The organism is Promicromonospora sp. NPDC060271, from assembly GCF_042726755.1.
In the GTDB taxonomy this organism is placed as follows: Bacteria; Actinomycetota; Actinomycetes; order Actinomycetales; family Cellulomonadaceae; genus Promicromonospora.
Map to the genome: position 1 here is coordinate 1 of NZ_JBHXBG010000169.1, position 11354 is coordinate 11354.

The 11354-nt window shown below is 71.4% G+C and carries 13 protein-coding genes; 6 read left to right on the forward strand and 7 right to left on the reverse strand.

Features of this window, described 5'->3' with window-relative positions; all coding sequences use genetic code 11:
- Positions 1–35: 35 nt before the first annotated feature.
- The 3 genes from arc to ACFWE2_RS20930 all read right to left on the reverse strand — a co-directional run bounded on the left by arc (position 36) and on the right by ACFWE2_RS20930 (position 4106).
- Positions 36–1697, reverse strand: coding sequence for a proteasome ATPase (gene arc, locus ACFWE2_RS20920; protein WP_377226139.1), 1662 nt, complete (start codon positions 1695–1697; stop codon positions 36–38).
- Between the two features lie 141 nt (positions 1698–1838).
- Complete coding sequence (locus ACFWE2_RS20925) at positions 1839–2852, reverse strand: tRNA (adenine-N1)-methyltransferase (RefSeq protein ID WP_377226140.1); 1014 nt, start codon at positions 2850–2852, stop codon at positions 1839–1841.
- A gap of 81 nt (positions 2853–2933) precedes the next feature.
- Positions 2934–4106 (reverse strand): site-2 protease family protein, encoded by a 1173-nt coding sequence (locus ACFWE2_RS20930; protein WP_377226141.1) that lies wholly within the window; start codon positions 4104–4106, stop codon positions 2934–2936.
- 93 nt (positions 4107–4199) lie between these two features.
- Here ACFWE2_RS20930 and ACFWE2_RS20935 point away from each other — a divergent pair, with 93 nt between their 5' ends.
- On the forward strand, positions 4200–5117 hold the full coding sequence (locus tag ACFWE2_RS20935) for a RecB family exonuclease (RefSeq protein WP_377226142.1): 918 nt from the start codon (positions 4200–4202) through the stop codon (positions 5115–5117).
- 46 nt (positions 5118–5163) lie between these two features.
- Here ACFWE2_RS20935 and ACFWE2_RS20940 read toward each other — a convergent pair whose 3' ends face one another.
- On the reverse strand, positions 5164–5853 hold the full coding sequence (locus tag ACFWE2_RS20940; RefSeq protein ID WP_377226143.1) for an HAD family hydrolase: 690 nt from the start codon (positions 5851–5853) through the stop codon (positions 5164–5166).
- A 99-nt stretch (positions 5854–5952) separates the two neighbouring features.
- On the opposite strand from ACFWE2_RS20940, the gene ACFWE2_RS20945 reads away from it, so the two are divergent.
- Complete coding sequence (locus ACFWE2_RS20945; protein ID WP_377226144.1) at positions 5953–6519, forward strand: HD family hydrolase; 567 nt, start codon at positions 5953–5955, stop codon at positions 6517–6519.
- A 98-nt stretch (positions 6520–6617) separates the two neighbouring features.
- On the opposite strand, the gene ACFWE2_RS20950 is transcribed toward ACFWE2_RS20945, so the two are convergent.
- Entirely contained in the window at positions 6618–7160 is a 543-nt protein-coding gene (locus ACFWE2_RS20950) for a hypothetical protein (protein ID WP_377226145.1), read from the reverse strand.
- 326 nt (positions 7161–7486) lie between these two features.
- Between ACFWE2_RS20950 and ACFWE2_RS20955 the strand changes: the two genes are divergently transcribed.
- Positions 7487–7897, forward strand: coding sequence for a hypothetical protein (locus ACFWE2_RS20955; protein ID WP_377226146.1), 411 nt, complete (start codon positions 7487–7489; stop codon positions 7895–7897).
- Between the two features lie 96 nt (positions 7898–7993).
- On the forward strand, positions 7994–8560 hold the full coding sequence (locus tag ACFWE2_RS20960; protein ID WP_377226147.1) for an HD domain-containing protein: 567 nt from the start codon (positions 7994–7996) through the stop codon (positions 8558–8560).
- Between the two features lie 80 nt (positions 8561–8640).
- On the opposite strand, the gene ACFWE2_RS20965 is transcribed toward ACFWE2_RS20960, so the two are convergent.
- Positions 8641–9114: an NUDIX hydrolase gene (locus ACFWE2_RS20965; protein ID WP_377226148.1), complete on the reverse strand. Its 474-nt coding sequence runs from the start codon at positions 9112–9114 to the stop codon at positions 8641–8643.
- Positions 9114–9875, reverse strand: coding sequence for an XRE family transcriptional regulator (locus ACFWE2_RS20970; protein WP_377226149.1), 762 nt, complete (start codon positions 9873–9875; stop codon positions 9114–9116). The genes ACFWE2_RS20965 and ACFWE2_RS20970 overlap by 1 nt, the downstream gene beginning before the upstream one ends.
- A gap of 160 nt (positions 9876–10035) precedes the next feature.
- Here ACFWE2_RS20970 and ACFWE2_RS20975 point away from each other — a divergent pair, with 160 nt between their 5' ends.
- Positions 10036–10323 carry a hypothetical protein gene (locus tag ACFWE2_RS20975; protein WP_377226150.1) on the forward strand — a complete coding sequence of 96 codons (288 nt, stop codon included), beginning with the start codon at positions 10036–10038 and terminating at the stop codon, positions 10321–10323.
- 105 nt (positions 10324–10428) lie between these two features.
- Complete coding sequence (locus ACFWE2_RS20980) at positions 10429–11307, forward strand: PAC2 family protein (protein WP_357509691.1); 879 nt, start codon at positions 10429–10431, stop codon at positions 11305–11307.
- Positions 11308–11354: the final 47 nt, after the last annotated feature.

Sequence of the window (11354 nt, forward strand, 5' to 3'; positions counted from 1 at the left end):
CCCGCTGGAGGGCGCGGACCCTGCCCGACGTGTCGTCAGAGGTACTGACCGGTGTTCTGGACGGTGTCGATGGTGCGCGGTGTGGCGCCCTCGCCCTTCTTCTGGACGATGGTGCGGATGAAGACGATGCGCTCGCCCTTCTTGCCGCTGATGCGCGCCCAGTCGTCGGGGTTGGTCGTGTTCGGGAGGTCCTCGTTCTCCTTGAACTCGTCGACGCACGCGGTCAGGAGGTGCTCCACACGGATGCCCTTCTGCCCCGTGGCCAGGAAGTCCTTGATGGCGTTCTTCTTGGCACGGTCGACCACGTTCTGGACCATCGCGCCCGAGTTGAAGTCCTTGAAGAAGAGGGTCTCCTTGTCCCCTGACGCGTAGGTGACCTCGAGGAACTGGTTCTCCTCGTCCTCCGAGTACATCCGCGACACGACCGACGTGATCATGCCGTCGATCGCCTCGGCCATGTTGCCGCCGTACTCGGCCAGGTCGTCGGGGTGGATCGGCAGGTCCTTGGTGAGGTACTTGCCGAAGATCTCCTTGGCCCCCTCCGCGTCGGGCCGCTCGATCTTGATCTTCACGTCCAGCCGCCCCGGCCGCAGGATGGCCGGGTCGATCATGTCCTCACGGTTGGACGCGCCGATGACGATGACGTTGTCGAGCCGCTCCACGCCGTCGATCTCCGCGAGGAGCTGGGGCACGATGGTGGTCTCGACGTCCGAGGAGAGGCCCGTACCGCGGGTGCGGAACAGGGACTCCATCTCGTCGAAGAAGACGACGACGGGCATGCCCTGGCTGGCCTTCTCCCTGGCGCGGGCGAAGATCAGCCGGATGTGCCGCTCGGTCTCGCCGACGTACTTGTTGAGCAGCTCCGGACCCTTGACGTTCAGGAAGAAGCTCTTCACCTCGGGGTTGCTGCCGTTGGCCTGGGCCACCATCCCGGCGAGGGAGTGCGCGACGGCCTTGGCGATGAGCGTCTTGCCGCAGCCGGGCGGGCCGTACAGGAGCACGCCCTTGGGCGGGCGCAGCCCGTGCTCCCGGAACAGGTCGGGGTGCGCGAAGGGCAGCTCGACCGCGTCGCGGATCGCCTCGATCTGCGGGCCGAGGCCACCGATGTCCTCGTACTCGATGTCCGGGACCTCTTCGAGCACCAGCTCCTCGACCTCGGACTTGGGCACGATCTCGAACACGAAGCCGCTGCGCGTGTCGACCGTGAGCGAGTCGCCCACCCGGAGCGGGGCGTCCATCAACGAGCCGGCGAGGCGCACCACGCGCTCCTCGTCGGCGCGACCGACCACGAGCACGCGGTCGCCGCCCAGCATCTCCTTGACGGTCACCAGCTCGCCCGTGCGCTCGTACTCGCCCGCGCCGACGACCGTCATGGCCTCGTTGAGCTTGACCTCCTGGCCCGGGCTCAGCCGCGTGACGTCCAGGCTCGGGCTCGCGGAGACGTGCATCTTGCGGCCGGCGGACGAGATGTCCACCGAACCATCGGTGTGCGCCCCCAGGAACACGGCGTACGTGCCCGGCGGCTTGGCGAGATCGTCGAGCTGTTTCTTCAGCTCGACGATCTGGTCGCGCGCCGCGCGGAGGGCTTCCGCCAGACGCTCGTTCTTGGCTGAGAGGAGGGCAATCTGGCGCTCGTAGTCGCGGTTTGGCAAAGACTCATGCTCGGGATGGTTGTATCCTGACGTGCTCTCGGTCATGACATCCCCTCTCGTAGGGCCCGGGAGGCGACCATATGACGCAAACGCCTCCGAGAACAGCACCTTAAGCACAGTCACTGACACACCGGGAGTAAGAACACCCGTTTGAGACGTCCGGGGTACGCGATCGTTACAGCCCGTTCACGCGGGCGGGAGGTTCGCGCCCTCGGGTGCCACGCCCAGGTCACGGCGAACCTTGCGGACCTTCTTGTCCGATATGGCGCGCTCCCCCAGCTCCTCCGGAGTCCACTCCGCCTCGGCCGTCACGGGGTACGCACCCTTGGCAGGACGCCGTTTCCGCTCGGGTGCGACCACCCCGTCGGCCATCCGGCGGGCGATGACGAGGAAACCCGTGTGGCCGATCATCCGGTGCTCGGGACGCACGGCCAGACCCTCGAGGTGCCATCCGCGGACCATCGTCTCGAAGGCCGCCGGCTCGGTGAACCGGCCGTCCGCACGCAGGTCTTCCGCTGTGCGCGAAAGTTGGGTCGTGGTGGCCACATAGCAGACGACGACGCCACCGGGCGCGAGCGCCGAGGCGACCGCCTCGACGTTCTCCCACGGTGCCAGCATGTCCAGGACCACGCGGTCGACGGTGCCCGGCTCGGCCACCTGCGGCAGCACGTCGGAGAGGTCACCGACGGACAGCTCCCAGGCCGGGTGCGGCCCACCGAAGAACGTCTCGACGTTGCCCTTGGCGATGGCCGCGAAGTCCTCGCGCCGCTCGATCGAGTGCACGTGCCCGGCGTCGCCGACCGCCCGCAGCAGCGACATCGTCAGGGCGCCGGAGCCGACGCCGGCCTCGACGACGCGCGCGCCCGGGTAGATGTCGGCCATGGCGACGATCTGCGCGGCGTCCTTCGGGTACACGACGGCGGCGCCGCGCGGCATCGACAGGACGTAGTCGGCCAGCAGCGGGCGCAGGGCGAGGTACTCGACGTTGGCGGTGTTGACCACCACGGAGCCCTCGGGCTGCCCGATGAGCTGCTCGTGCTTGAAGTAGCCCCTGTGCGTGTGGAACGTGCCGCCGGGCTGCAGCGTGATGGTGTGCAGGCGATTCTTGGGGTCGGTCAGCTGGACCTTGTCGCCCACGCGGAACGGGCCGCGGCGCTGCTCGGCGCCGGTGGCGACAGGGGTGTCGGTGGGTGTGGTCACGACGGACCATCCTAAGTGCTGGGCTTGGGCCGCGCGTGCGCCGGCCTCGGGCCGGGCGCGAGGCCGGGCGTCGGCAGGGCGTCAGGTGGCGCGGATCGCCCGCGCGACGTCGGCGAGGTCGAGCACCCCGGTGACCCGGCCGTCGTCGACGACGGGGACGAGCCTGGCTCCGCCCGACCGCTGGGCGAGCTGCGTCAGCAGGTCGGTGCCCGACAGCGACGGGGGCACGGCAGACCCCGGCACGAACGGTACGGCCACGGCGTCGACCAGGGTCACGCCGCGGGCCGACTCGGGGACGGCCGTGACGGCGCCGCCGTCGATCACCGCGATGGGGACGCCGCCGTGGCCCACGACCACCACGTGGTGCGACGGCGTGCCGCCGCCCGCTGCCGCCGCCCGGGCGTCGAGCGCCTCGGCGACGGTCGAGCCGAGCGGCACGAGGACGGCGGGGCCGGCGAGCCCGCCGGCGGTCAGTCCGTCGACCGCCTCCCTGCGCCGGCCGTTCGTGATCGCGGCGCCCGCACCGGCCCAGAGGAACGCCCCGATCAGCGCGGACCACAGGACGTTGGTGATGTCCGGGGCCGCCCCCCGGAGGTACGGCACGACCAGCGCCCAGAGGAGCACGCCGACGGCAACGGCGCGGCCCACCCAGCCGGCCACGATCGTGCCCGTCGTGCGCTTCCCCGTGACGGTCCAGACGACGGCTTCGAGGATCTGACCTCCGTCGAGAGGCAGTCCCGGGAGCAGGTTGAACGCACCGACGAACGCGTTGGACACCGCGCCGGCCAGCAGCAGGAGCGCCGGTACGTTCAGCACCGGCGAGGCCTGGTAGGCGAACCAGAACCCGGCCGCGAGCGCCAGGTTCGTCAGCGGCCCGACGACGGCGACCAGGAAGCCGTCGAGCGGCCGGCCCAGGCCGCCCGTGTAGGCGGTGTGCCCGCCCCAGAGCGTGACGGCGAGCTCGGTCACGTTCTGGCCGCGTGCCCTGGCGACCAGGGCGTGCGCGGCCTCGTGCAGGAACACGGAGCCGAACAGGAGCAGCACGAACACGAACGCGACGAGGTAGGCGCCCGCACCGAGCCCCGGCGCGCGCGCCTCCGCGGCGGGGGCGAACAGGAGGGTCAGGACGAAGGCGGCGAGGAACCAGGACCGCGTGACGATCACCGGCGCCCCGGCCACGCGGCCGATGACGAACCCTTTCGAGCGCTGGGGGGCGGACGGTGCTGGCGTGGAGGCGGGCTCCGAGGTGGTCACCGGACAAACCTATCCGGCCTGTCGCCCTCGGGGGCGCGGCACGCTGTGGATGGCTGCCAGGGGATGTCGGTGAGCGCACCTAGGGTTGGGGCCATGACGACGACGGAGGTATCCCAGGAGCCGGTCCAGGACGTGACGGCGGAGGCGGTCGGCACGGTGCCGGACGTGCGTGCCCCGTCGCGGCCGCCTGCCCTGTCGCCGTCCCGGGCGAACGACTTCATGCAGTGCCCGCTGCTGTTCCGGTTCCGCACGGTGGACCGGCTGCCGGAGCCCCCGTCGGCCGCCGCGGCGCGCGGGACGCTGGTGCATTCGGTGCTGGAGCGGCTGTACGACGCCCCGCTGGGTGAGCGCACGCTGGCCGCGGCGAACGACCTCCTGCCCGGCGAGTGGGACCGGCTGCTGGAGGCGGACGAGCGGTACGCGTCGCTGTTCACGGACGGGGTCGGCCCGGACGGGCAGGACCGGGCGGGCTGGCTGGCTGGCGCAGGCTCGCTGCTCGGCACCTATTTCACGTTGGAGGACCCGAACCGGCTCGAACCGGCGGAGCGGGAGCTCCTGGTGGAGTCGCAGCTCGACGGCGGCCCGCTGCTGCGCGGGATAGTGGACCGGCTGGACGTCGCGCCGACCGGCGCCGTGCGGGTCGTCGACTACAAGACCGGCAAGTCGCCGCGTCCGGGCTACGAGTCGTCGGCGGTGTTCCAGATGCGGTTCTACGGGCTCGTCCTGTGGCGTGAGCGCGGGGTGCTGCCCAAGATGCTGCAGCTCGTGTACCTGGGTGACGGTCAGGTGCTGCGCGGCGAGCCGACCGTCGAACAGCTCGAGCACACCGAGCAGAAGATCCGGACCATCTGGTCGGCCATCGAGGACTCCGCGCGGACCGGGGTGTGGAAGCCTCGCCGGACCAAGCTGTGCGGCTGGTGCGCGCACCAGTCGCTGTGCCCGGAGTTCGGTGGCACTCCCCCGGAGGTCCCGGACGGCGCGATCCCGCTGCGCCTGGGTATAGCCGTGTGACGTCGCCGTTGCCGGCCGTCAGGCAGGCTCAGGCTCAGCGGTCAGCTCAGCCCAGCAGGTCGACGACCTCGCCCGACGCGATCCGCCCGAGCGTCTCGAGGTCGATCTGCTTGAGCGACGCCGCCCGGTTGAGGCCTGGCCGGGGCGGCACGGGCACCTCGGCGGGCACACCGAGGGTGCGTGCGCCCGAGGCGAGCGCGGACGTGATCCCGGGGTGGGAGTCCTCGATGGCCACGCAGTCCTCGGGGCGGGCGCCGAACAGGCCGGCGGCCACCAGGTACGGCTCGGGGTCCGGCTTGCCGTGCGTGACCTCGTCCCCGGTGACGAGGTGGGCGAAGGTTCCGGCGGGGGCGCCGTCGGCCACGACCTCGGCCTGGCTGCGGTACGACATGGTCACTATCGCGCACGGGACCTGGGCCGCGCGCAGCTCCTCGAGCAGCTCCAGGACGCCGGGTCGCCACGGCACGCTCTCACGCAGCTGCTCGTTCACGCGGGCCACGAGCCAGGTCACGATCTCGGCGGGCTCGAGCGGCACGCCGGCGTCGCGCAGCATGGTGCCGGTGGTCAGGAGCGCCTGCCCGACGGCGCCGAGGGCGTCCTCGTGCGTCCAGGTGGCACCGTGCGCCGCGACGATCTCGCGCTCGGCGCGCATCCAGTACGGCTCGGTGTCGACGAGGGTGCCGTCCATGTCGAACAGGACGGCGGCGGGAAGGACTGTCGAGGAGTCGCGGGGCACCGGCACATCGTAGGTTGCGACGTTGTACGTCCGGTAACCGGCGAAGGTCGCGCGCGTGACGCTCCGACGAGCCACGCGGGAATGCCGGACGATAGCGCCATGACGCACACCGCAGCATCCGGCATCGCCGCTTTCACCTTCGAGATGGGCGTGCTCAAGCGCCTGCGTCGTTCCGGCTGGTGGCAGGTCGGCGTGCGGGACCCGGAGTCCGTCGCCGAGCACAGCCTGCGGGTCGCGCAGCTCGCCGCACTGCTGGCCGCCGAGGAGGGCGCCGACCCGGCACGCGCCGCCTATCTCGCGCTCTGGCACGACTCCCAGGAGACCCGCATCACCGACCTGCCCCACACCGCCCGCCCGTACGTCACCAAGCCCGACAACGTCGCGGTCACCGGGGACCAGGTGGCTCCGCTGCCAGCCGCCGCCGCGGCGACCGTCGTCGACGCCGTGACCGAGTTCGAGGCGCAGGAGACGCCCGAGGCGCGTTGCGCGCGCGACGCCGACAAGCTGGAGTGCCTGGTCCAGGCGGTCGAGTACCGGCACGGCGGCCAGGCCGGGGTGCAGGAGTGGATCGACTCGTCCTACGCGGCCCTGCGCACGGACGTCGCGAAGCGGGTGGCGGACGCAGCGCTCAGCCTGTCTCCCATGAGCTGGCGGGACATGAGCTGACGGGACATGAGCTGACAGGCATGAGCTGACGGGGCATGAACCGGCGGGACAGAGCCGCCGGAACATGACCGGCGGGACCGAGGCGAGCTCCCGGCGGCTCAGTCCGCGAGGAGCCGCTCGGCGCGCTCCGCCTGGTCGGCGTCGAGCTCGGTCCGGTCGAACGCGGCGACCGCCTCGTCGAACGTCCGGTTCACGACGGGCTCGATCTCCACGACGCCGACCGGGGAGACCATCGCCTCGTCGTACTCCGCGATCCACGCGTCGATGTGTGCCACGTAGGCGTCCCTTGCCCGGTCGAGCTCACCGCCGTCCGGCAGGCTCACGGCCTCGGCGTCCCCCTTGGCCGCCAGGACCTCGGCCCGTGCGTCCTCGGCCAGGGCGGGCACGTCCTTCATGAGCGCGGTGGCGAGCTCCTCCTGGCGCCGGGCGTCGGAGGTCGCCTCGATCTCGTCGAACCGCCGCGCGATCTCGTCGATGTAGTCACGCATGGTCGACTCGCTGTGCTCCACGGCGTCGAGCAGCACGTCAGCGGGCTCGCTGCCGCGCTCGGCCTGGGACCAGGCGATGCCGCTGCCGGCGCCGGCGACGACGAACGCGCCGACAGCAGACAGCAGTACCCGGTGATTTCGCAGGTTGCCCATTACTTCATACTCGCCCGAACCGGGGGTCCTCCGCGCACCGCACGGTGTGATCCGTGGCGGAGCAATAAGACATATGCGGTTCTTTCGGGCAATGAATCTGGTTCCGGAAGGTCGCGCCGGGCGAAAAGTTCTCCGCTCGACGAAGTGAGCACGACGAAGTGAGCGCGAAGATCACGCCGCGCCCATACCGACGCAATACGTCACGTGCCGGCCGCAGCCCGCAACTCACAGCCTCGCCGCGCGCGCTGCGACGTCCTGGGTGATGCTGGCCCACGATCGGCGGCCACGGCCGACGACCCCGGTAGCACCGACGACGAGGAGTGACCGTGTTCGGACCCGATTTCTTCGAGCGACTCTCGCAGCGGACGTACTACGACCTCGACGGCAACCCGATCACCCAGGATCAGTGGTCGGTGCTGCGTCGCGGAGCCGGGAGCGGCCACGTCGCGCGCGACCACATCGGCTTCTACCACGTCTCCACGGTCTGGACCGGTATCGACTCGACGGCTCCGGTGGACGACGACAACGGTCACCACGGTCGTACCCCGCTGATCTACGAGACGATGGTGTTCGTCGAGCGGCTCGACCCGGACGGCATCCTGTCCGAGGACGACAAGCTGGACTGCACCGAGGAGTACGCAGAGCTGCACGCCACGCGCGACGACGCGCTCGCCGGCCACCACCGCACGACGGCGATGGTCCGCGACTGGATAGTCAACGGCCGACCGGAGCTCTGACGACGGAGGTTCAGGATGCAGACCAGAACACGTCCCCTGACCGCGCCCTTCGCGTCCCGTCGCGCCGTGCGCGGCACGGCGCTCTACGGTGAACCGATGCACGGAACCATCCCGCGGGAGCTTGAGCCCGCGGGCGCACGGGCACTGCTGACCGCGCTCTTCGAGCCCGGCGCCGACCGCCTCGCGCACTCGATGGGCGTCGGCCGCCGCGCCGAGCAGGTCGCGCGCGTGCTCGGCAGCCCGGACCTGCTCGTGTCCGCCGCCTACCTGCACGACATCGGCTACGCCGCGGCGGCCATGGACACCGGCCTGCACCAGCTCGACGGCGCCCGCTACCTCACGCGGCTGGGGGCACCGACGGAGCTGACCGGCCTCGTCGCGCACCACACGGAGGCCACCGTCGAAGCCGCGGAGCGCGGCCTGGACGACGCACTGCGGCGCGAGTTCCCCGAGCCGGCCCCCGACCTGCTGGACCTGCTCACCTACTGCGACCTGACCACGTCGGCCCGGGGCGAGCCCGTCACCGTCGACGAGCGGTTCGAGCGCATCTACGACCGCTACCCGCCCGACCACCTCGTGTCCCGCAGCATGCACGACGCCGAGCCACGGCTGCGCCGGCTCGTGTCCGGGATCGAGCGCCGGCTGGGGCTGCCCTTCGGGTAGGGCCCGGCGCACCAGGCCCGGGAGCTGAGCCCGGCGGCCGAGCCCGGCAGCCGAGCCCCGGCAGAGTCGGCTGACGCCCGTCAGGTCAGGAAGGGCAGCGTCCGCGTCGGGTCCACCGCATGCTCGATCCGCAGCCGCATCGAGGGGTGGATGTCCAGCTCGCCCAGCCGGTCGACCTGCTGCCACACGACCTCGCTCGACTCGACCGAGGTCCGTGCCGCGCCGCCGGTGACCGTTCCGCGCATGCAGATGGAGAACTGGGAGCGGACCTCGCCGTCCGAGTAGACGATCACGTGCCGGGGATCGGTGTAGATCCCGACCAGGCCGGTGATCCGCACGCGGTACCCGGTCTCCTCCTCGGTCTCGCGGACGCCGGCCTCGCGGACCGTCTCCCCGGGGTCGATGCCCCCGCCGGGCAGGGCCCAGAGGTCGTTGTCGGTGCGGTGGATGAGCAGCAGCCGTCCGACGTCGTCCCGCACCGCCACCGTCACCGACGGGACCACGGAGTTCACGGGCGGAGCGGCGGGGTCGTCGAAGTAGTCGAACCGCACCATCACGCCACCCTGTCCGAGTCCTCCGTCCGAGGCCATGCCTCCAGGGGTTTGGCGGCCGCCCAGACCCGCTCGAACCCTGCCTGATAGGCGGGCGCCATCGACGCCTCCGGACCGTCCTTGAGGTGCAGCAGCGGGTTGGCCCCGGCGGGCGAGCCCCACACGTGGGTGTTGACCAGCAGGTCGTCGTCGAACCGGAAGGTCGTCGCGTACAGCGTGCGGTCGTGCAGCCGCACCTCGACGCCCGGCGTACCGAGCGCGGGCGCCAGGTAGGCCAGCACGAGCGCGATCCGCCCGGCGAGGCCCGTGCCGCCCTCCTCCTGCGTGCGGACCGCCACGGCGTCGCCCTCCGGGTCGCCGAGCAACAGCCGCACCTGCACGCCGCGGGCCGCCATGGTCACGATCTCCGTCGTCAGGTCGAGGGTCTGGTCGGGCAGGAACGTCGCGGCGAACGCGTGCAGCTCGAACCGCTGCTCCACCCCGGCGAGGAACGCGCGCCAGGTGCCTGCCGGCATGGCGCGGCGCGCCGGGTACACCCCGACGATCTCCTGCGCCGCGGCCTCGGCCCGGTCGACGTCGCCCCAGAGCGCAGCGACGTCGCAGCCCAGGGCGTCCGACACCGCCACCCGGTGGCGCGGGTGCGGCGTACGGCCCTGGGCCACCCAGCGCTCCACGGTCTTCGGGTCCACGCCCACGGCAGCAGCCAGCCGTACCTGGCTCAGGCCGGCCTGGCTCATCGCTGCGACGAGTCGCTGATTTCTCATCGTGAATACCCCCAGGGACGTATCTATCACCGAAACGTCCCGAGCGCTGCCGATGGCACGTCCCGTGCCTTGACGCACAGTTGTCTCAGCCAGTTGCCCCATGCCCGCCCCTGTGCCTGTCAGCCCGTCCCCCTGCCCGACCCATGCTCCGGAGAGTCTCGTGAATCCCATTGCGACGCAGTCGGTCACCGAACGTCTCGGCGATGTCATCGATCTGCTGCGGCACGTTCGCGCGGACTGGATCGAGGTGCTCACGGTCACGCCGGACCGGGTCTGCCTGCAGCCATGGCACCTGGACGACGGCGAGAGCATCGCCCGCGCGCTCGGCCTCGACCACGCGATCGACCAGCGCATGATGGAGCCCGGCTACACGCTCTGGACCGGTACCTGGCGCGGCGTCGAGGTCCAGGTCCGCGGCGCGCTGCGCGCCGGCGTCCCGGTGTTCTGACCTGGACCTCGGGTCCGCCGCCGACGTCCACCCGCCGATTCGCCCGTCCGCGAACGCGGCCGCGCCCCTGGCCACGCCGGGCGTCCCACACCATAGGCTGGGGGGATGACCGACGCGCACCACGAGCAGCCGGAGCAGGCCTCGCCTCGCCAGACCGTGCTCCTCGCTGCCTTCGAAGGTTGGAACGACGCGGGGAGTGCGGCCACGTCGGCGCTCACGCACCTGGCCGAGGTGTGGGGCGCTGAGAAGGTGACAGAGCTCGACCCCGAGGAGTTCCACGACTTCCAGGTCAACAGGCCGTACATCTCGCTGGACGACGACGGCAAACGCTCCATCACCTGGCCGACCACGTCCATCTCGGTGGCCCAGGTGGGCGAGCGCAAGGTGGTGCTGGTGCACGGTGTCGAGCCGTCGATGCGCTGGCGCAAGTACTGCGAGGAGCTGCTGCAGGTGGCCGACGACCTCGGGGTGCGGACGGTGATCACGCTCGGCGCGCTCCTGGCCGACGTCCCGCACACGCGACCCATCCCGATGACCGCGACGTCGGACAGCGTGGGGCTGCAGGCGGTGCTCGACATCGAGGCCAACACCTACCAGGGGCCCACGGGGATCGTCGGCGTGCTGCAGCACGAGGCGGCACAGCGCGACCTGCAGTCGGTGAGTCTGTGGGCGGCCGTGCCGCACTACGTGGCCAACCCGCCGTCGCCCAAGGCGACGCTCGCGATCCTCACGCGCGTGGAGGAGATCCTCGGCGAGCCGGTCCCCATGGGCGAGCTGCCCGACGACGCGGCGGCCTGGCAGCACGGCGTGGACGAGCTGGCGTCGGAGGACTCGGAGATCTCCGAGTACGTGGCACAGCTCGAGGAGGCGAAGGACACCGCCGAGCTCCCGGAGGCCTCGGGCGACGCGATAGCGCGGGAGTTCGAGCGCTACCTGCGCCGGCGGGACACCGGGGGCAAGGACAGCGGTCCGGAGAAGCTCTGACCGGTACGGAAAAGCCGGTACGGAAAAGAGGCCTGAGCCCAGCGGGC

Bases quoted from the DNA above. Each gene is read 5' to 3' on its own strand.
- arc (WP_377226139.1), bottom strand. From the start codon at position 1,697: ATGACCGAGAGCACGTCAGGATACAACCATCCCGAGCATGAGTCTTTG.
- ACFWE2_RS20935 (WP_377226142.1), top strand. From the start codon at position 4,200: ATGACGACGACGGAGGTATCCCAGGAGCCGGTCCAGGACGTGACGGCG.
- ACFWE2_RS20945 (WP_377226144.1), top strand. From the start codon at position 5,953: ATGACGCACACCGCAGCATCCGGCATCGCCGCTTTCACCTTCGAGATG.
- ACFWE2_RS20950 (WP_377226145.1), bottom strand. From the start codon at position 7,160: ATGGGCAACCTGCGAAATCACCGGGTACTGCTGTCTGCTGTCGGCGCG.
- ACFWE2_RS20960 (WP_377226147.1), top strand. From the start codon at position 7,994: ATGCACGGAACCATCCCGCGGGAGCTTGAGCCCGCGGGCGCACGGGCA.
- ACFWE2_RS20965 (WP_377226148.1), bottom strand. From the start codon at position 9,114: ATGGTGCGGTTCGACTACTTCGACGACCCCGCCGCTCCGCCCGTGAAC.
- ACFWE2_RS20970 (WP_377226149.1), bottom strand. From the start codon at position 9,875: ATGAGAAATCAGCGACTCGTCGCAGCGATGAGCCAGGCCGGCCTGAGC.
- ACFWE2_RS20980 (WP_357509691.1), top strand. From the start codon at position 10,429: ATGACCGACGCGCACCACGAGCAGCCGGAGCAGGCCTCGCCTCGCCAG.